Origin of the sequence: Brevundimonas vesicularis (assembly GCF_014204545.1) — a bacterium.
In the GTDB taxonomy this organism is placed as follows: Bacteria; Pseudomonadota; Alphaproteobacteria; order Caulobacterales; family Caulobacteraceae; genus Brevundimonas; species Brevundimonas vesicularis_B.
Genome location: NZ_JACHLJ010000001.1, coordinates 782117 through 800214, shown reverse-complemented (window position 1 = coordinate 800214; position 18098 = coordinate 782117). Strand labels below are relative to the sequence as shown.

Below are 18098 nucleotides of genomic sequence, written 5' to 3'. Positions count from 1 at the left end.
ACCTGCGGCGCTGTGGGGTACTCAACGCTACGCTACTGACGCTGTTGTGCCACCCAGAAGATTTCGGACGGTAAACGCGGCCATAGGGAATGTTCCGTAGCGGCGCGATATCGCAGGTTTACGACCTGTTCGCCCTCTTGACCTAACGTCAGGCGGTGAACGGGGGTATCATGGGCTTTCTTCATTCGATCGCGCCTCTTCTGGCCAGCAGCGCCAAGGAGAGGGTCAAGCAGGTCCCGGTCAGGCTGCTGCTTGCCGCCCTGGTCGGCTGGGCGATGACCGAAGCCGGGATGCTACGATGGGTCCCGCTGTGGCTGGCGGTCGCGGTTCTGGTTCAGGCATTCGAACTGTGGGCCATGGCGCCGTTCAGACGCGCCCAGCCGTCACAAAGCCCGCTGTCCGTGTTTGTCGCCCTAGCGTCCACCACCGTGATGGCGACGACCTATGCCGTCATGGCCTTGGTGATCTGGTCCACCAATCACCCAGCGCTTGTGACGCTCGCCGCCCTGACGATGGCGGGTGGTCTGTTGACCAATGTCGCATCCGGCATCGCTTCACGAACGATTTTCTTCATCGGCGGCAGCCCTTATCTGGCGGCGCTGGCCTTGATGCCGGCGATCAAGGTGATCCAGGGCGACACCCGCGGGGTCGTGGTCATGACCCTGTCCGCCGTTTTGTTCGTCGGCATGGTGCTCAACATCTATTGGCGCGTGCACGGATCACGTGAAGCCGAGGTAAAATCCCGGGCGGAGGCGGAAACGCGGCTGGAGCAGGCGCAGGCGGCCATGGCCGATCGCGCGGCGATGGCGGCGATCGTCAGCCACGAACTGCGCACGCCCGTCAGCGCCATCCTGGCCGGCGCCCATGTCATTCGCGACGGCAAGTCGTCGGAACACCGCCAGGAGACGGCCGACCTGATCATCGACGCCGGACGATTGATGACCGGCATGCTGAACGATCTGCTGGACCACTCCAAGATGGAGGCCGGGGCGATGGCGATGGAAAGCCGCGACTTCGAGCTGGGCGATTTGATGCGCGATACGGTGCGGTTCTGGGCGGCGCCGGCGGCGGACAAGGGACTGACGCTGGACATGTCGGGCGTGGACAGCGAGGCGGTGTGGCTGCGCGGGGATCCCTATCGTCTGCGCCAGATCATCAACAACCTTGTGTCCAACGCGATCAAGTTCACACCGTCGGGCGCGATCCGTCTTGAAGCGTCGGCGCCGCGTGGCGACGGGAAGCACTGTCTGACCCTGACCGTCATCGACCAAGGCGCCGGCATTGCGCCAGACGCGATGAGCCGGCTGTTCACACCCTTTGCGCAGGGGTCCGCCGAGGTGGCGCGCACCTATGGCGGGACGGGCTTGGGCCTGACCGTCAGTCGGGAACTGGCGCGGTTGATGGGCGGCGACCTATCGGTCGAGAGCACGCCGGGGCAGGGTGCGGCCTTTACCCTTCGCGTCGACCTGCCGGCGGGTCAGCCGACGCAGGATTTGGACGGGCAAGAGGCGGCGGCGCCCGTTCTGGTCCGGCGACTTCGCGTCCTGGCCGTCGACGATCACGAGATCAATCGCCGCACGATCTCGCTCGTGCTTCAGCCGCTGGATGTCGATCTGACCACGGCCTCGGACGGCCATCTGGCGCTGGCGCTGCTGTCGGAGAAGGCGTTCGATGTGGTGCTGATGGATGTGAATATGCCGGGCATCGACGGCAATGAGACGACGCGCCGCTTGCGGGCATCGGACGGGCCCAATGTGGACGCCCCTGTGATCGGGTTCAGCGCGGGCACGGAAACCGAACAGGTACAGGCCTGCTATGCGGCCGGTATGACGGACTGGTTGGCGAAGCCGCTGGAGCCGAAGAAGCTCTACGACGCCTTGCACCGGGCGACATCGACGGCGGCGGACGCGAAGGCGGCTTAAGCCAGGGCTGCGAACCAGGGACGCAGGCGGCTCAAGGCGTCTTCGATTTCGGGCGTCGAAACGGCGAAGCTGAACCGGATGAAATGGTGGCCTTCGACGGGGTCGAAATCGACGCCGGGCGCGGTGGCGACGCCGGTGTCACGCAGCAACTGCTCGCAGAAGGCCACGCTGTCGTTCGTCAGATGGCCGATGTCGGCCCAGATGTAGAAGGCGCCGTCGGGGGGCGCGATCTTGCGCAGACCCAGCGCGGGCAGGGCTTCCAGCATGAGCTGGCGGTTGCGGGCGTAGGTCTGGATATGGCCTTCAAGCTCATCGATCGCGTCCATTGCGACCAGACCGGCATGCTGACTGAGGCTGGGCGGGGTCAGGAACATATTGCCGATATAGGCGCGGGCGGCGTCGATCCGCTCCTCTGGAACCAGCAGCCAACCCAGGCGCCAGCCCGCCATGCTCCAGTATTTGGAAAAGCTGTTGATGACCACGGCGTCAGGCGCAAACTGCAGCATTGAGGGCGTCGGGCCGACGTAGCTGAGGCCGTGGTAGATCTCGTCCGATATGATGGCGATGTTTCGCGCGCGGCAGACCTCGGCGATGGCTTCCAGTTCCGCATCGGGGATGATAGTGCCGGTCGGATTGGCCGGGCTGGCGATGATGACGCCCGCTGGGGCGGGATCCAGGGCCTGGAGTTGGGCGGCGGTGAGTTGGAACCGGGTCTCGGGACCGCAGGCGATCTCGAGCGGCTCAAGATGCAGGGCGCGCAGGGTGTTGCGATAGGCGACATACCCAGGGCGGGCCAAGGCGATGCGGTCGCCGGGCTTGAACAGGGTGCTGAGCGCCAGAACCAGGGCCGGCGATGCGCCGCAGGTCAGCAGGATGCGGTCGGGATTAACGGCGACGCCGTATCGGTCGTCGTACAGGCGCGCGATGCGGGCGCGCAGGTCGGGGCTTTCCCAATAGCCCATGGCGTCGGCGTCCAGCACTTGGTGCGCACGGGCGATGGCGGCGGCGGGGGCGCCGGTCGAGGGCTGGCCGAACTCCATGTGGATGATCGACCGGCCTTCGGCTTTCAGCTGGTGCGCCAGTCGGCTGACGGAGATGGCGCGGAAGGGTTCGACGGTCATGGCAAGGGTCTCAGGCAAGGGCATCCGCCAGACGCAGGAAGCCCGCGACGTCGATGGTTTCGGCGCGGGCGTCGGGTTCGATGCCGGCGGCTTCGCACAGGGCGGCGCCGCCCATCTGTTTCAGACTGGACCGCAGCATCTTGCGACGTTGGCCGAAGGCGGCGGCGGTAACGCGTTCCAGCTTCTTCAGGCGGTCCGGCGACGGCCGCTCATCCAGCGGAACCAGATGGACGACAGCCGAGGCCACCTTGGGCGGCGGGGTGAAGGCGGCGGCGGGCAGATGCATGACGATGCGGGCGGTGCAGACGGCCTGGGCGATGACCGCCAGACGGCCGTAGGCGTCCTCGCCTGGCCCTGCGGCGACGCGCTCGGCGACTTCCTTCTGGAACATCAGGGTCAGGCTGTGCGGCAGCCACGGGCCGGTCAGCCATTTTATCAGCAGAGGAGTGCCGACATTGTAGGGCAGGTTGGACACCAGATGGGTCGGGCCGGAGGCCAGGTCGGCCTCCTTAACCTTCAGCGCATCGGCTTCGACGATGGTCAGGCGGCCGGAGCCGTCGTCCAGTTCGGTCAGCAAGGGAATGAAGCGCGGATCCTTTTCCACCAGGACCACGGCGCCGGCGTCGGATTCCAGCAGGGCGCGGGTGAGGCCGCCAGGACCTGGTCCGACCTCGATCACGGCGCGGCCCTCGAAAGGACCGGCCAGACGCACGATCTTGCGGGTGACGTTCAGGTCCAGCAGGAAATGCTGGCCGAAGCTCTTCTTGGCCGAGAGGCCGTGGGCGTCGAGGGTTTCGCGGAGGGAGGGAAGGTCGGTCACACGCCCTGTTAGCGCGCGGCGCGGGCCGCCGCCATCTCCGATGCCAGGCGAATGGCGGCGATCAGGCTGTCCGGACGTGCGACGCCCTTGCCGGCGATGTCGAAGCCGGTGCCGTGATCGGGCGAGGTGCGGATGATCGGCAGGCCGAGGGAGACGTTCACCCCGCCCCAGAAGTCCAGCGTCTTGACCGGGATCAGGGCCTGATCGTGATACATGCAGATGGCCGCGTCATAGGTCGCGCGCGCCTCGTCATGGAAAAGCGTGTCGGCAGATTTAGGGTCGGTGATGTCGATGCCCTCGCCGCGAAGCTGTTCGGCGACGGGGATCAGGATGTCGCGTTCCTGCAGGCCCAAGGCGCCGCCTTCGCCTGCGTGGGGATTCAGGGCCGCCATGGCCAGGCGCGGGCGGGCGATGGCGAAGTCGCGCTTCAGGCTTTCGTGAACGACGCGGGCGGTACGGGCGACACGCTCGGCCGTGACCAGTTCAGGCACCTGGTCCAGGGCGACGTGAATGGTGACGAGGCAGGCGCGCAGGTTTTGGGCCGTCAGCATCATCACCGGCCCGCGCGTGCCGGCATAGGGCGCATCGGCGGTCAGTTCGGCGATGAACTCGGTATGGCCTGGAAAGCGAAAGCCCGAGGCGTACATCGGCGCCTTGGCGATGGGGGCGGTTACGACGCCGGACGCCTCGCCGGACAGGGCGAAGCTGACCGCCTCCTCGATGCCGTCCGCGACGGCCGAGGCATTGGCCGGATCGGGCGACCCGACCAAGACCGGCGCGGGCAGAGGGCGATGGATGACGGGAAGGGCCGACCCGAACAGCCCATGAGCGTCTCCGGGAGCCCCGACCTCGGCCACGGCGACGCCTTGTGCGCGCAACAGGGCCGCGTCGCCGATGACGGCGAAGGGAGTCGGCTCGGCGCGTAACGCTTTCCAGGCGGCGGCCACGATCTCCGGCCCGACGCCGGCGGGTTCGCCGAGCGTCAGGACCAAAGGCGCGACCCCTGGGGTCATTTGAACTCGATCAGGGCGTCGCTGCGCAGGTCGCGCAGATAGCGGCGCTCCAGCACGGCCAGGTTCTGGGCGCGCAGACGGTTTTCGACCTGCTGACGGTTCGGCGCCTCCGGCCCGCCGACGCGACGACCGCAGACGGCGACCAGGTGCAGACCCAGCGGCGTACGGATCGGCGTCGAGACCGAACCGATTTCGCCGGTGCGGGCGAACTGCTGGAACTGGGGCGCCAGGTTGGCGACGTCGGATTCGCCGAGGTCAGCGCCAAGGACGCCCTGCGTCGCGCGGGCCTGGGAGATGATGTTGTCGCACGTCAGGCCGTTGCGCAGGCCTTCCAACTTGGCGGTCGCGGTGGCGACATCGGCCTCCGACGCGGTTTCCGGCAGTTCGACCATGACCTGCTTCAGTGAAACCAAGCTGGTCGAGGCGCCGTCACGCTTGTCGCGGAGGTAGAGGATGTAGACGCCGCCATCGACGACGATCGGGTTGGACAATTGCCCAGGCTGCAGCTGTTCCAGAACCGATTGCACCGCCGGCTGAAGCGAATCCTTGACGACCCAACCCGCATCGCCCGGGACGCGGGCGCTGGCCGAGGGGGCGGCGGAAAACTGCTGGGCGACGGCCTGGAACGGCGCGCCCTGGATGATCTGCTGCACCAGCTGGCGGGCGCCGTTCAAGGCCGCCTGCGCGCCGCCGACCCGGGCGGCGTCGATATAGATTTCGCCGAGCAGGAATTGGGGCTTGGAGGCCGCCTCGTTCAGACGACGGACTTCCTGATCGACCTGAAGGGTGCTGGCGCGGGCGCGGCTGTTGAAGCGGCCCGGAATCAGCTGGCTCCAGCCGATCTGGGTGCGCAGGTTGTCACGGAAGGCGGCGGGCTGGATGCCGCCCTGTTGCAGGAACTGCAGATAGGCCTGCGGCGTCGTGCCTGCGGCGCGGGCCATTTCGGCGATCTCGCCGTCGATTTCCTCGTCCGTGACCTTCAGGCTCTCGAACTTGGCCATCTCCTGATCTTTGAGGCGATCCTCGATCAGAGCGTTCAGGGCGGCCTGCTGAATGGCGGGCAGGTTCTGCTCGGTCGGCTGGACCTGCGACGAGGCGATCAGCATCAGCATACGCTGACGCAGGTCGTAGCCGGTGATGATCTTGTCGTTGACCGTGGCGACGATGCCGTCGGCCATTTCAAACTGGGGTTCGGCGCGCGCCGTTGTCGGCGCCTCTTCGGCCGCAGGATTCGGCGCGCCGGCCGCAGGGCCTTGCGCAGGCGTCGGGGTCTGTGCCGGGGCGGGCGCCGTCTGGGCATAGGCCGAACCGGCGAGGAGGACTGCCGCGAGCGCAGCCCCCGTCGAATAACGCATCAAACCCATTGGTCGTCCTGATTCCTCACAGCGGTCCGCCAGCCAGGCCGGCAGGCGGTCGCGCCCCGTAAAGCGTCATGCTCAACGCATATCGCCCTGTCCATAACCTGAACCTCCGAAAGTGGCGAGGTTTAGGCGCACATAGATGCCTTCCGACGGGCCGCCGGGCCGGGCGCGGGTGTTGTCGCGCCGATAACCCAGTTCGAACCGCAGGCAGTCGTCGTCGAACAGCACCCCGACTTCGGACCGCGTTATCTCGTTCTGGTCCAGATCGGCGATGCCGGCGACGGTAAAGCCCCAGTTCTGGAAGACGAACTGCTGACCCGCCAACTGGACGAATTCGTAGTTGCGGTTCAGCGGCCCGTCGACGGGGTTGGACTGATCCAGAATGTAGCTGACGGTCGCCAGGTTGCGGCGACCCCAGCGGCCGTCCAGCGCCGCCTCGGCGCGGCGCACCTCGCCCGAACCGTCCACCGTGGCGTGGAACCAGCTACGGATGCGATCCGACGGCGAGAAGTCGCCCTGGACCACCCAGTCGGAGGTTTGTGAGGCCAGACCCGTCGGGTCATAGAGACGCGCGGGATCGTCGGGAATCGACGTTCGGAAGTCGTCCTGCTGGTCGAAGCGATAGCTGCGTCCCACGAACAGGCTGGCCTTGCGACCTTCAGCCCAGCGGATGGTGGCGCGACCGCCCGCCGTCACGCGCGCGCCGCCTTCCAGCAGATCATAGCCGGAGAAGCGATCCATGCGGAACAGCGACGACTCGTCCAGCTCCAGAACCTGCGAGTCCTCGATGGGAATGCGGCGGTCCAGGCTGACCTTGTTGGAGACCGAGAACTGGCCCACCGGTTCCAGGATGATGTCGGCGTCGGCGATGCGTTTGATCAGGGGATAGGTGACGTCCACGCCCGCGCTGAACCTGGACCGGCTCACCGTCTCGTCGCTGTCGACGCCCATCATCGGCGGCAGGTCAGACATGGAATAGAGATCGACGCGCGTATCGACGAACGGCTCCACGCGCATGCCGACAGGAAGGATGATCGCCCGTCGCCATTCGACTTGGCCCGTGATGCGGCGGCTGTCCACGCCAGCCAGACCTGTCGTGACGGGCGGGACGATCTCCGGATTCAGGATCGGCGCGCCAACAAAGGCGTCGCGATAAAGGGAGACGGCCGAACCCTTCAAGCGCAGCCGGCCGCCGAAGACCAGTTCGCGCGGCTCCCAGCGGGCATCGATCAGCGGAGCGACGAAGGGCAGGGTGTCGTCGTCCTCGAACACCTTGAAGCCGTTTGCGTCGCGGAAGTCCGTCGCGGCGAAGGCCGGATCGAGGCGCAGGCTCTGGATCGAGAAGGCCGCGACCGAAACGTAAGACCGATCGGTCTGATGTTCGGCGTAGATCTGGCTGATCAGACGACGGCGGTCGCCGTAGTAGAGGCCGTTATCCTGATACGGAGAGCGCACGTCGTAGCGATCGAACAGCGTCTTGTCCGAGGTGCGCTCGGCCGTGAAGCCGAACCGCCATGGGCCATCCGGATCAAACTCGCCGTGCGACAACAAATAGCTGCGATGTTCGCGATCGCCGAACTTGACGTTGCTTTCGAAGTCGCCGTCGCCGTCCCGATCGAAGTCGCCGAACTCGCGCTCGTAGGTATAGCCGCCGCGCGCCACGATCATGCCGTTGGCGAACCGTCGCCGCCATTGCAGGTTCAGCAGCGGCGCGACCTTCGTGTTGATCTGCGGGCTGATCAGCCAGTCCTCGGACGGCGACACGACACGTAGATAGGGAACCTCGACGGAAACGCCGCGACCCTCGTCATAGTTGACGATAGGCACCAGGAAGCCCGAGGCCCGCTCCACCGAGGGATCGGGGTGGGCGAAAAAGGGCGTGTAGAAGACGGGCACCGGCCCGATATAAAAGACGGCGTTGCGATACAGGATCGCGCGCAACTGCTCGTCCTGCGTCACCTTTTCCGCCTGGATCGAGATTGTCGGCGTCTTTGGACCGCCATCGTCGCAGATCGGGCAGGGTGTGAAGCGAGCGTAGTTCAGTTCGCTGACATTCTCGCTGCGGCGCACAGCCGTTGCGGCCATCAGACTGGCGCCGTTGGCCAGACGCGTGGCGAAATCCACGGCGACGCCTGTCTCCAGATTTTCATCCAGCTCGAGACGGCTGGCGTAGACCACGGTGCCGTCGGGCGCGATGGCCTCGACGCGGCCTTCGGCCGTCGCCGAACCGGCGTTCAGATCATAGGACAGGTTCTCGCCGCGCAGCACATGGCCGCGCGTGCGGACATAGGCGCGGTTCTCGGGCGTGCCGCTGACGATGATGTTGTCGCCTTCGCGACGCGCATTGTCGGCGTCGACATAGACCGCTTCGGGCGGCAGGCCGTCGGAAGGCGCGGCTGCGGCCGCCGGGGTGGATTGCGCCCATGCAGGCGTCGCCAGGGGTGCGCAGGCGACCAGAGCCGCACCGGCGAGAAGCCTTGCTTTGAAAGCGTCGAAGCGCCGATCACCCTGCATAGGCCATCCGTAGTCTGAGAAGCGAGCGCCCGATTAGCCGTCTTCGGTATAGAACAGCAAGGTCAAGGCTGCGAGCGCCGTAAGAACAGGCGGCAGCCAGGCGGCGACGAACGGCGCCACGACCTCCGCCGATCCCATCGCCGACGAAAACTGGTTCAGGAAGAAGAAAGCGAAGCCCAGCACCACGGCCGCGACGCTCATGCGCGCCAGGTCGCCCAGCCGCATCAGCCGCAGCGAGAAGGCGGCGGCCAGGATCGACATGGCCGCGAACACCAGCGGCGTGGCCAGAAGTTGCTGGAAGCGCAGGCGATAGGCGGTCGAGGTGAAGCCCGCGTTCTCGATCCGGCTGATCTGGTTCGGCAGCGACCAGAAGGGCGTGGCCTGCGGTCGAGCGAAACGATCGAAGGCTTCGTCGTCCGCCAGGCTGGAGACCAGGGTCAGGCTGGAATAGGTGACGGCGCGCTGGCCGATCTGGGCGCCGACCGCATCGGTCAGGCGCCAGCTGCCGGCGTTCAGAGAGGCCGACTTGGCGTCGATCCGCTCGGAGAAGGTGCGGCCGCCGCCGGGCGCGGTCGTGTAGATGAAGAAGCTGACGTTCAGCAGTCGGGCGTTGGCGCGGTCCTGCTGGCCGGCGCGGATGATCATCTGCCGCTGATCGTCGCCCTCGCGCAGCCAGATCGCTTCCTTGGGGTCGCCGCCGGGCGCCGTGCCGGAAATCCGCGCGCGCTCGCGTTGCCACAGGCCGTCGCCGGCCGACGCCATCGGACCCAGCACCGTGACGGTCAGGACGCCCAGGACGAAAGCCATGCCGGCCGCCGGTAAGACGAACCGCCAGGCGGAGACGCCCGCCGCGCGCATGGCGATCAGTTCGCTGCGTCGGTTCAGGCTGATGAAGGCCGACAAGGTGCCGAACAGGAAGACGAACGGCATCAACTGCACGATGACCGAGGGCGACTTCAGCAGCACCAGGCCGAAAATGCGGACGGCCGACAAATCCTGCGCCGAGCCGACGCCGCGCGAGACCTCGACAAAGTCGATCAGCATGACGAGGGCCGAAATTACGGCCAGGGCCACGCCCAGCGATTTCAGCTGCTGGACCAGCACATAGCGTTCGATCCCACCCAGACGGGGGATATGCGGCGAACGACGGGCGGAGGCGACGACGGCGGTCATGCGAACTTGGCCTTCAAATCGCGCAGGGCGGCGGTTGTCCGGCTGCGACGCGGCTTCAGCGCGCGGAACAGAACTCGCAGGGCGACGACGATGGCCACGATCGGCACGACGTATTGGAGCACGTTCATCCAGCCGTTCCAGGCGCTGGCGGCGACAAGGCCGTAGCCGATGACGCGCAGGACCAGGAACAGACCCGCCGCCTTGGCGATGCGCAAGGTGTAGCCGGTGCGGCTGAAGGCGCCGCCTAGAATGGCCGAAAGCGCCAGCGCCATGGCGACCATGGCGTAGAGCGGCGAGGCCAGCCGCGAATGCGCCTCGGCCAGCAGTTCGCCGCGCGATCCGGCGACCTCAAGCACCTTGGCCGTCGGGTTCAGCAGCTGGCGCAGATAGAGGTCGGTCGGCTTGTAGCGAATGGTGTCGGTCACGCCCACAAAGGGCGCGAGAGAGAAGTCGTATCGTCCGAATGACAGGGTCTCCAGCACGCCGCCCGACGAATAGCGCTGGGCCGAGCCGTCGATCATGGTCAGGATGGGAATGCCGCCGGCGTCCCGGCTGAAGCGCGCCTCGGACGCGTTCCAAGTCGTGACCTTGTCCTTGTCGTCCAGATAGACGAACAGGTTCTTCAACAGACCGTTCTGCTCGATCTGCTGCACATAGACGGTCAGGCCGTCAGGTCCCTGAACGAACTGGCCTTCCTCGACCAGAAGCGCGGCGAGGTCGGTGCGGATGTCGAACGCCTGTCGCCGCGCCTCCTGCTGCGCCCAGGGCAGAATGAAGACGTTGACCAGCAGCGTGACCAGGGCGACCAGCACGGCGATACGGGCGGCCGGCGATATGACCTGCCACCGGGTCATGCCGCCCGCGAAGGCCGCCGTCAGCTCCTGTTCGCGTTGCAGACGCGTCAGGGCGATCAGGGCGCCGACGAAAAGGCCGATCGGCAGAATCACCGACAGCAGTTGCGGCAGGGCAAGCAGGGTCAGCTTGACCATGATCCACACGCTCTGGCCCCGCTCCACGATGACCTGGAGTTGGTCGAGGCTCTGGCTCAGAATCCCGATTCCCGCCAGCGCTGCGCACGCGGCGATCACAGGGAACAGGATCTGGCGAAAAAGGTATCTTTGAATCAGGGTCATGGGCGGATGGACTTCGCCCGGTTGCAGGCGGCGATATTGAGGCGCATCTAGTAGCACATCAGGGCGCGTCCGCGACAAGCAGACGCGCCGTTGTCATTTTGCTGTTTGCAGACGCCGGGTGGGGCCTGGCTGGAGTTGATTGAATGAAGATCGAATTCGTCGCCGCCGTGGACGCCGCCGAGATTTTGGCCGTTCCGGTTTTTGAAGATCGCACCTTCACCGCCGCAGGGACCGCGCTGGACGGCAAGGCCAACGGCGCCCTGACCAAGGCGGCGGGCAAGGGCCGTTTCACCGGCAAGGCAGGGCAGAGCCTGAGCATCGCCGCGCCGGCGGGCGTCGAGGCCGACGCCGTGCTGCTGGTCGGCGCCGGCGCCAAGGACAAGTTGGACGACCTGGCGGTTGAGGCTTTCGGCGGCAACGCCTATGCGGCGGTCAAGCTGTCGGGCGCCCAGGTGCTGACGATCGACGCTTCGGACCTGTCGCCTGAGCAGGCTGCCCGCGTCGGTTTCGCCGCGCGTCTGGCCGCCTATCGCTTCGACAAATATCGCACGACGCAAAAGGCTGACAAGATTCCGTCGATCACCGCCATCCGCGTGGTCACGACCGACCTGCGGGGCGCGGAAGCCGCGCTGGAGCCGCTATCGGCCGTCGCAGACGGCGTGATCTTCGCGCGCGACCTGGTGTCCGAACCCGCCAACGTCCTGTATCCGGCCGAGTTCGCCAAGCGGGTGAAGGCGCTGGAGAGCCTGGGTTTGGAGGTCGAAATCCTCGGCGAGGCCGAGATGGAGAAGCTGGGCATGCGCACCCTTCTGGGTGTGGGCCAGGGCAGCCGTCGCGAAAGCCAGCTGGCGATCATGAAGTGGAACGGCGGCGAAGCCGGCGCGCAGCCGCTGGCCTTCGTCGGCAAGGGCGTCTGCTTCGACACCGGCGGCATTTCGATCAAGCCGGCGGACGGCATGGAAGACATGAAGTGGGACATGGGCGGCGCGGCCGCCGTGACCGGAACCATGATCGCCCTGGCCAGCCGCAAGGCCAAGGCCAATGTCATCGGCGTTCTGGGCCTGGTCGAGAACATGCCGGACGGCAACGCCCAGCGTCCGGGCGATGTGGTCGTGTCCATGTCGGGTCAGACGGTGGAGGTCATCAACACCGATGCCGAAGGTCGCCTCGTCTTGGCCGACGCCCTCTGGTATACGCAGGAGCGTTTCAAGCCGAAGTTCATGATCGACCTGGCCACCCTGACGGGCGCCATGATCGTCGCCCTGGGCCTGGATTACGCCGGCGTCTTCTCGAACTCTGACGATGTCGCCGATCCGATCCTGGCGGCGGCCAAGAAGGTTGGCGAGAACTTCTGGCGCATGCCGATCCCGGCCATCTACGAGCAGCACATCGATTCCAAGATCGCCGATGTGAAGAACACCGGCAACGGCCGCGCCGGCGGCTCGATCACCGCCGCCCTGTTTCTGCAACGCTTCACAAACGGCGTGCCGTGGGCGCACCTGGACATCGCCCCGACGGCCTGGGCCAACAAGAGCCCCAGCCCCACCGTGCCGGAAGGCGGCGTCGGCTTCGCCGTGCGCACGCTGGACCGGATGGTCGCGGATTCCTACGAAGGCTGATCGGTCGGGAGGTAGAGCCGGGTGAGCGACAAGCCCGAAATCTGGTTCTATCACCTGGAGCGTTCATCGCTGGATCAGGTGCTGCCAACCCTGCTCGAAAAGACGATCGAGCGGGGCTGGAGGGCCATGATCAAATCGTCGCATTCGCATCGACTGGATGAGGTCGACGAGACGCTGTGGACGTTTCGCGATGACAGTTTCTTGCCGCACGGCCGGGCTGACCAGCCCCATGCCGAGCGCCAGCCTGTGCTGTTGAGCGAGACGGGCGAGAACCTGAACGGCGCTCAGGCGCTGTTCATAGTCGACGACGCAGAACTGGGCGGGACGGAAGGGTTCGAACGATGCTTCATTATTTTCGACGGTCGCGACGAGCCGGCTTTGCAAAACGCGCGGGGACGCTGGAAGGCGCTGAAGGGGCAGGGCGCGAACCTGGCCTATTGGCGTCAAACGGACGAAGGGCGCTGGGAAAAGGCGGCCTGATCGGACTGGTTCTGCTGGCCGGCTGTTCGACGCCGGTCTCCGAGGCGCCTGCGCCGCGCGCTGTCGAGCAGGCCCAGCTGAACCCGCCCATCGGAAGCCGGATGCCGACCGCCCAGACGGAGGACGTCTGCAAGGCCGGCGAGATGCAGTATCTGGTGGGCAAGTCCCGGACCGAAATCCCGGTGCCCGTGGACGTCGTCAATCGGCGGGTGACCTGCACCACCTGCCCGGTGACGCAGGACTTCTCCGCCTATCGTCTGAACATCTTCTACAATGAACAGACCGGCATCATCGAACAGGTCCGCTGCGGCTGAGCCCGACGCAAGGAGACGACCATGAAGATCATCGTGAGCACCCTGTTGGCCGCTGGCGCCTTGGCCGTGTCGGCCTGCGCGCCGGTCCAGACCGCCGAACCTGCGCCCGGATCGGACACCGCTTTCAAGGCGTGCAAGGTTTCGGACTATCAGAGCTATGTCGGCCGCAACCGCTCGACTATCCCGACCGCGCCCGCCGGCCAGACGTTCCGCGTGCTCTGCACCACTTGCGCCGCGACCATGGACTATCGCGAGAACCGGGTGAATTTCGTCTATGACGAGGCGACGAACATCGTGCGTGAAGTGAAGTGCGGTTGAGCGTTAGCGCCCCACCGTATCGCCCGGCCACAGCGGTCCGCTGAACTTCGCCGCCAGATAGTCCATGAAGGCCGTGACCCTGGCCGGGCGCGGTCCGCCGCTGGGCGCCACCAGATGAAGGGCGATGGGCGGCAGGCGCCAGTCGGTCATCACCGCCTCGAGATGGCCGTCGGCGACGTCCTTCCAGTAGATGAAGTCCGGCTGGGGAAAGAGCCCCAGGCCTGCGCACAACGACGCCGTCAGGGCGTCGGAGTTGTTGGCGCGCAACGGCCCGCGTGGATGCACCACCACTTCTTCACCCGCCTCATTGCTGAACCGCCAGGTGTCCGGGCTGGGCATGTAGGCGTAGCCGAGGCAGGCGTGACGGGCCAGATCGTCGGGATGAGTGGGGCGACCCCGCTGATCGAGATAGGACGGCGAGGCCACCAGGGCGCGGGCCACAGGCCGCAGCTTGCGCGCCGTCAGCGAGGAATCGGCCAGGGCGGCGATCCTAAGCGCGCAGTCGAAGCCGCCGCCGACCAGATCGATGACCTCGTCCGACAGATGCAAGTCGACCGATACGTCGGGGTGGGTGGCGAGGAACTCGGGCAGGGCCGGGGCCACATAGGCCATGCCGAACGACATGGGCGCCGCCAGTCGCACGAGGCCACGCGGCGTGATGGACATGTCCAGCGCCTCTGACACCGCGCCCTCGGCCTCGGCCAACATGTGGGCGGCGCGGGCGGCCAGGGTTCGGCCTGCATCGGTCAGGGCGAAGCGGCGCGAGGTGCGGTGAAGCAGGGTGGTCTTCAGCTGCTGTTCCAGGCGTGTGACCGCCTTGGACACCGTGGCCTTGGACAGGCCCAGCGTCTCGGCTGCGCCGGAAAAGGATTGGCTGTCGGCGACCTTGGCGAAGATGGCTAGGGCTTCCAGATCGGGCAGGCGGGACATGGGCGGCCTCGCGTCCTGAAACGATGAGTTTCGGTTGTTTCTATTTCTGATCGGTCGCCGATCTCTATCTTGGCGTCAAGCAAAGGCGTCGGACGGTTCCGACGCGAAAGGACGAGTGCGATGATCGAGCGCAGACCATTTGAATCCCTCGGCGGCGCCAACCACGGCTGGCTGAACGCCAAACACCATTTCTCCTTCGCGAACTACTATGATCCCAAGCGGATGAGCTGGGGCAACCTACGGGTTTGGAACGACGACGAGATCGCCGCCGGAACGGGCTTCCCGCCGCATCCGCATGCCGACATGGAGATCATCACCTACGTCCGCGATGGGGCCATCACCCATGAGGACAGTCTGGGCAACAAGGGCCGCACCGTCGCGGGCGATGTCCAGGTGATGAGCGCCGGAACCGGCATCCGTCATGCCGAATACAACGCTGAGCCGGACCTGACGCGGATCTTCCAGATCTGGATCGAGCCGACCCGACGCGGGGATGCGCCGAGTTGGGGCACCAAGCCCTTCCCCAAGGGCGAGCGGTCGGGCCAGTTCGTGGTCCTGGCCTCGGGCTTCGAAGGCGACACTTCCGAGAGCGGCGGGGGCGCCCTGCCGATCCGCACCGATGCGCGGATCGTGGCGGCGACGCTGAAGGCAGGCGACAGCGCCGACTATCCGCTGGGCGGTGCGCGGCGGGCCTATCTGGTCCCGGCGAAGGGCGAGGTCGAGGTCAATGGCGTCCGGTTGAACGCCCGTGATGGCGCGGCCATCGCTCAGGAGGATGTCGTGACGGTCAAGGCGCTGTCCGACGCCGAGATCGTGCTGGTGGACGCCGCCTGATTTTCGGAACAAGCTTCACGGTCGGACCCTATCCGACCGTGAACAACCGCATCAAAAAGGCGAGGAAAGAGAATGTTCAATCAGGTGAATGGCTGGTCTTCCCGCGCCCTGGCGGCGCTCAGGATCGTCGCCGGTCTGTTGTTCCTAGCGCATGGCGTCATCAAGGTCTTCGGCTTTCCGGCCGGGGCCGAGCCCGGTCAGCAGGAGTTGCTGTCGCTGTTCGGCATCGGTGGGGTGATCGAGCTGATCACGGGCCTGTTGCTTATCCTAGGTCTGTTCACGCGTCCGGCCGCCTTCATCGCTTCGGGCCAGATGGCTGTGGCTTATTGGATGTTCCACTTCCCCAGCAGCCCGTATCCGGCGGTGAACGGCGGCGACGCGGCCATCCTGTACTGCTTCATCTTCCTGTACATCTTCACCGCCGGTCCGGGCGCGTGGAGCATCGACAATCGAACCGCAAAACGCTTCTGATTTGTCAGAATGAGAATAGCCGCCACGCTGTCCTGCGCGGCGGCTTATTTCATGCCTTGAGGCTCGCGGCCCAGTCGGCGGCGCGCACCAGGCTGTCGACGATGCCCGGTTCCGACGAGGCGTGGCCTGCGTCGCCGACGATGTCCAGATGGGCCTCGGGCCAGGCGCGATGCAGCGCCCAGGCGCCTGAAATCGGCGTCACCACGTCGAACCGCCCCTGCGCGATCCAGCACGGGATATGCCGCATCCGGTCGACATTCTTCAGCAGCCAGCCGTCCTCATCGAAGAAGCCGGCGTTGGTGAAGAACCAGTTTTCGATCCGGGCGAAGGCGACGGCGAAGTCGGGCTCGGCGAACCTGTCCGGCCGGGCGTTGGGCCCCTCGACGCTGACGGTCTCGCCCTCCCAACTGGACCAGGCGACGGCGCAGCGTTCGCGCTCGGCGACGTCATCGCCGATCAGCCGCTTGTAATAGGCGGCCATCAGGTCGCCGCGCTCGGCCTCGGGGATGGGGGCGACGAAGCGCTCCCAGGCGTCCGGGAAGATCATCGACGCGCCGTCCTGATAGAACCAGTGCAACTCCTTCTTCGTCAGCAGGAAGATGCCGCGCAGCAGCAGCGCGATGACCCGCTCAGGATGGGTGATGGCGTAGACCATCGACAGGGTCGATCCCCAGGACCCGCCGAACACCACCCATTTGTCGACGCCGCACAGGGCGCGCAGACGCTCGATGTCGTCGATCAGGGCCCAGGTCGTGTTGTCTTCCAGCGAGGCGTGGGGCCGCGACTGACCGCAGCCGCGCTGGTCGAACATGATGATGCGATAGACGGCCGGGTCGAAGAAGCGGCGCATGCCCGGATTGACCGCGCCGCCAGGCCCCCCGTGCAGAACCAGGACCGGCAAACCGTGCGGATTGCCCGATTCCTCGTAGTAGATTTCATGCACGCCCTCGGTCGTCATCCAGCCCGAGGCGTAGGCCTCGATTTCAGGGTGGAGCACACGACGCGGCTCGGCGGGCGTGGGGAAGGCCATGGATGCTTGGTCTTTCTACGAGAAGATTAGGAGCGAGAACGCGAGGCCGTGAAGGCCAGGCATAGCCAGCCGGCGATCATCAGCAGGCCGCCGATCGGGGCCACGGCGCCGAACGCCGGCACGCCCAGAAAGGCGATCGCCGCCAGGGCGAGGCAGAAAATCAGGCCGCCGATCGATCCAAGCCAGCCTGCAAGCCGCGCCAACCCGCCGCCCCCTGTCCATTGGGCGCAAGCGAAGGCGAAGACGGCGTGGACGATCTGATACTGGGCGCCGGTGGTCAGCAGGGTCTTGATCTGCGGCCCAGCGCCGTGCGCGGCGAAGGCGCCCAGCGCCACGGCCAGGGCGCCGTTCAGGGCGGCGAAGACGATCAGATTGCGACTCACTGTCATCCGAAAACCCTAGACCGCCAGTTCGCCGATGTCTGCGACCCAGGAAGGTTATCCGACACGCGGCAGCGGCGTCAGGTGGCTGGCCATGGCCGAGGCGGCGGCCTTGACGCCTTTTCGCACGGCCGCCTCATTGGCAGGGGCGGGCGCACGCAACAGGCCGATCGACGGCGTCAGCGGCCCATCCGGCAGGTCCGAGAGCACGCGGTAGAGAAGGTAGGAGCCGGCGTCTTCCTCGATGTCAGACGAGGCGTCGGCCTGCAGCCCGGCGGCGGTCAGGGCGCGGACCATGTCGGCGACGGGCGCCGTGGTGCGGGCCACGCCCGGCCCGGTGCTGGACAGGCGGTGCTTGTAGTCGAGAGTGCGGTTTTCAGCGCGCATCTGGACCCGGAAGCCTGCGCCCTTTTGCGTGCGTCCGACCAGAAGGACGGCCCGGCATTCCCCGCTGCCGAGACGGGCGGCCAGGGTCGAGGCCAGTTCGTCGGGATCGGCGGCGGCGATAGGCACAGCGCGGGCCCCGCTGGGGCTCCAGATTTCGCCCGACAGATCCTCGACCAGGTCCCACCCGTCATCATCGCCGTCATAGGCGCATATGATGATGCCAGGGCGGCGATCGCCGCTCGTTCGACTGCCGATTTCGTTCATCGTGCCAGTCATAG

Annotated in this window: 18 protein-coding genes; 7 read left to right on the top strand and 11 right to left on the bottom strand. The window is 66.3% G+C overall.

The features are described from left to right. The first annotated feature begins 170 nt into the window (after positions 1 to 170). Positions 171 to 1922, top strand: coding sequence for an ATP-binding protein (locus HNP47_RS03975; RefSeq protein WP_184278419.1), 1752 nt, complete (start codon positions 171 to 173; stop codon positions 1920 to 1922). Here the strand turns inward: HNP47_RS03975 and HNP47_RS03970 are convergent. The 7 genes from HNP47_RS03970 to HNP47_RS03940 all read right to left on the bottom strand — a co-directional run bounded on the left by HNP47_RS03970 (position 1919) and on the right by HNP47_RS03940 (position 11057). Continuing rightward, positions 1919 to 3043, bottom strand: a complete 1125-nt coding sequence (locus tag HNP47_RS03970; RefSeq protein WP_409360139.1) for a pyridoxal phosphate-dependent aminotransferase — start codon at positions 3041 to 3043, stop codon at positions 1919 to 1921. The genes HNP47_RS03975 and HNP47_RS03970 overlap by 4 nt on opposite strands. 10 nt (positions 3044 to 3053) lie before the next feature. After that, entirely contained in the window at positions 3054 to 3863 is an 810-nt protein-coding gene (gene rsmA / locus HNP47_RS03965; protein ID WP_184278417.1) for a 16S rRNA (adenine(1518)-N(6)/adenine(1519)-N(6))-dimethyltransferase RsmA, read from the bottom strand. Positions 3864 to 3871: 8 nt separating this feature from the next. Next, positions 3872 to 4876: a 4-hydroxythreonine-4-phosphate dehydrogenase PdxA gene (gene pdxA / locus HNP47_RS03960; protein WP_184278416.1), complete on the bottom strand. Its 1005-nt coding sequence runs from the start codon at positions 4874 to 4876 to the stop codon at positions 3872 to 3874. Then, the gene (locus HNP47_RS03955) at positions 4873 to 6240 is read right to left on the bottom strand and encodes a peptidylprolyl isomerase (protein WP_260394588.1); all 1368 of its coding nucleotides are present in this window, start codon (positions 6238 to 6240) and stop codon (positions 4873 to 4875) included. Before HNP47_RS03955 ends, pdxA begins: the two co-directional genes overlap by 4 nt. Before the next feature lie 72 nt (positions 6241 to 6312). Continuing rightward, on the bottom strand, positions 6313 to 8751 hold the full coding sequence (locus tag HNP47_RS03950; RefSeq protein ID WP_055755188.1) for an LPS-assembly protein LptD: 2439 nt from the start codon (positions 8749 to 8751) through the stop codon (positions 6313 to 6315). 33 nt (positions 8752 to 8784) lie between these two features. Next, positions 8785 to 9924 (bottom strand): LPS export ABC transporter permease LptG, encoded by a 1140-nt coding sequence (gene lptG, locus HNP47_RS03945; protein WP_153924301.1) that lies wholly within the window; start codon positions 9922 to 9924, stop codon positions 8785 to 8787. Continuing rightward, positions 9921 to 11057: an LptF/LptG family permease gene (locus HNP47_RS03940; RefSeq protein ID WP_066551675.1), complete on the bottom strand. Its 1137-nt coding sequence runs from the start codon at positions 11055 to 11057 to the stop codon at positions 9921 to 9923. The genes lptG and HNP47_RS03940 overlap by 4 nt, the downstream gene beginning before the upstream one ends. A gap of 143 nt (positions 11058 to 11200) precedes the next feature. Between HNP47_RS03940 and HNP47_RS03935 the strand changes: the two genes are divergently transcribed. The 4 genes from HNP47_RS03935 to HNP47_RS03920 are packed head-to-tail and all read left to right on the top strand — an operon-like array spanning position 11201 to position 13788. Beyond that, a complete protein-coding gene (locus HNP47_RS03935; RefSeq protein ID WP_184278415.1) occupies positions 11201 to 12676 on the top strand; it encodes a leucyl aminopeptidase in 1476 nt (491 codons plus the stop codon). A gap of 21 nt (positions 12677 to 12697) precedes the next feature. Next, positions 12698 to 13156: a DNA polymerase III subunit chi gene (locus HNP47_RS03930; RefSeq protein ID WP_184278414.1), complete on the top strand. Its 459-nt coding sequence runs from the start codon at positions 12698 to 12700 to the stop codon at positions 13154 to 13156. Beyond that, the gene (locus HNP47_RS16270) at positions 13114 to 13470 is read left to right on the top strand and encodes a hypothetical protein (RefSeq protein WP_184278413.1); all 357 of its coding nucleotides are present in this window, start codon (positions 13114 to 13116) and stop codon (positions 13468 to 13470) included. Before HNP47_RS03930 ends, HNP47_RS16270 begins: the two co-directional genes overlap by 43 nt. Before the next feature lie 21 nt (positions 13471 to 13491). After that, positions 13492 to 13788, top strand: coding sequence for a hemolysin (locus HNP47_RS03920; RefSeq protein ID WP_184278412.1), 297 nt, complete (start codon positions 13492 to 13494; stop codon positions 13786 to 13788). A gap of 3 nt (positions 13789 to 13791) precedes the next feature. On the opposite strand, the gene HNP47_RS03915 is transcribed toward HNP47_RS03920, so the two are convergent. Then, complete coding sequence (locus tag HNP47_RS03915; RefSeq protein WP_184278411.1) at positions 13792 to 14718, bottom strand: LysR family transcriptional regulator; 927 nt, start codon at positions 14716 to 14718, stop codon at positions 13792 to 13794. Between the two features lie 120 nt (positions 14719 to 14838). Here HNP47_RS03915 and HNP47_RS03910 point away from each other — a divergent pair, with 120 nt between their 5' ends. Together HNP47_RS03910 and HNP47_RS03905 are read left to right on the top strand one after the other, a co-directional pair. Further along, positions 14839 to 15552, top strand: a complete 714-nt coding sequence (locus HNP47_RS03910) for a pirin family protein (protein ID WP_184278410.1) — start codon at positions 14839 to 14841, stop codon at positions 15550 to 15552. Between the two features lie 72 nt (positions 15553 to 15624). After that, positions 15625 to 16023 carry a DoxX family protein gene (locus HNP47_RS03905; protein WP_055755196.1) on the top strand — a complete coding sequence of 133 codons (399 nt, stop codon included), beginning with the start codon at positions 15625 to 15627 and terminating at the stop codon, positions 16021 to 16023. Between the two features lie 49 nt (positions 16024 to 16072). On the opposite strand, the gene pip is transcribed toward HNP47_RS03905, so the two are convergent. From pip to HNP47_RS03890, 3 genes are read right to left on the bottom strand one after another with little or no spacing between them, the layout of a single operon-like run. Then, a complete protein-coding gene (gene pip / locus HNP47_RS03900; protein WP_184278409.1) occupies positions 16073 to 17053 on the bottom strand; it encodes a prolyl aminopeptidase in 981 nt (326 codons plus the stop codon). 26 nt (positions 17054 to 17079) lie between these two features. Next, positions 17080 to 17442: a DUF423 domain-containing protein gene (locus tag HNP47_RS03895; RefSeq protein WP_184278408.1), complete on the bottom strand. Its 363-nt coding sequence runs from the start codon at positions 17440 to 17442 to the stop codon at positions 17080 to 17082. A gap of 48 nt (positions 17443 to 17490) precedes the next feature. Further along, positions 17491 to 18096, bottom strand: coding sequence for a hypothetical protein (locus tag HNP47_RS03890; protein ID WP_184278407.1), 606 nt, complete (start codon positions 18094 to 18096; stop codon positions 17491 to 17493). Positions 18097 to 18098: the final 2 nt, after the last annotated feature.

What these genes read in the sequence shown, in the direction of transcription:
- HNP47_RS03975 (WP_184278419.1), top strand. Translation starts at nt 171, where the DNA reads ATGGGCTTTCTTCATTCGATCGCGCCTCTTCTGGCCAGCAGCGCCAAG.
- HNP47_RS03970 (WP_409360139.1), bottom strand. Translation starts at nt 3,043, where the DNA reads ATGACCGTCGAACCCTTCCGCGCCATCTCCGTCAGCCGACTGGCGCAC.
- pdxA (WP_184278416.1), bottom strand. Translation starts at nt 4,876, where the DNA reads ATGACCCCAGGGGTCGCGCCTTTGGTCCTGACGCTCGGCGAACCCGCC.
- HNP47_RS03955 (WP_260394588.1), bottom strand. Translation starts at nt 6,240, where the DNA reads ATGGGTTTGATGCGTTATTCGACGGGGGCTGCGCTCGCGGCAGTCCTC.
- HNP47_RS03950 (WP_055755188.1), bottom strand. Translation starts at nt 8,751, where the DNA reads ATGCAGGGTGATCGGCGCTTCGACGCTTTCAAAGCAAGGCTTCTCGCC.
- lptG (WP_153924301.1), bottom strand. Translation starts at nt 9,924, where the DNA reads ATGACCGCCGTCGTCGCCTCCGCCCGTCGTTCGCCGCATATCCCCCGT.
- HNP47_RS03940 (WP_066551675.1), bottom strand. Translation starts at nt 11,057, where the DNA reads ATGACCCTGATTCAAAGATACCTTTTTCGCCAGATCCTGTTCCCTGTG.
- HNP47_RS03935 (WP_184278415.1), top strand. Translation starts at nt 11,201, where the DNA reads ATGAAGATCGAATTCGTCGCCGCCGTGGACGCCGCCGAGATTTTGGCC.
- HNP47_RS03920 (WP_184278412.1), top strand. Translation starts at nt 13,492, where the DNA reads ATGAAGATCATCGTGAGCACCCTGTTGGCCGCTGGCGCCTTGGCCGTG.
- HNP47_RS03915 (WP_184278411.1), bottom strand. Translation starts at nt 14,718, where the DNA reads ATGTCCCGCCTGCCCGATCTGGAAGCCCTAGCCATCTTCGCCAAGGTC.
- HNP47_RS03910 (WP_184278410.1), top strand. Translation starts at nt 14,839, where the DNA reads ATGATCGAGCGCAGACCATTTGAATCCCTCGGCGGCGCCAACCACGGC.
- HNP47_RS03905 (WP_055755196.1), top strand. Translation starts at nt 15,625, where the DNA reads ATGTTCAATCAGGTGAATGGCTGGTCTTCCCGCGCCCTGGCGGCGCTC.
- pip (WP_184278409.1), bottom strand. Translation starts at nt 17,053, where the DNA reads ATGGCCTTCCCCACGCCCGCCGAGCCGCGTCGTGTGCTCCACCCTGAA.
- HNP47_RS03895 (WP_184278408.1), bottom strand. Translation starts at nt 17,442, where the DNA reads ATGACAGTGAGTCGCAATCTGATCGTCTTCGCCGCCCTGAACGGCGCC.
- HNP47_RS03890 (WP_184278407.1), bottom strand. Translation starts at nt 18,096, where the DNA reads ATGACTGGCACGATGAACGAAATCGGCAGTCGAACGAGCGGCGATCGC.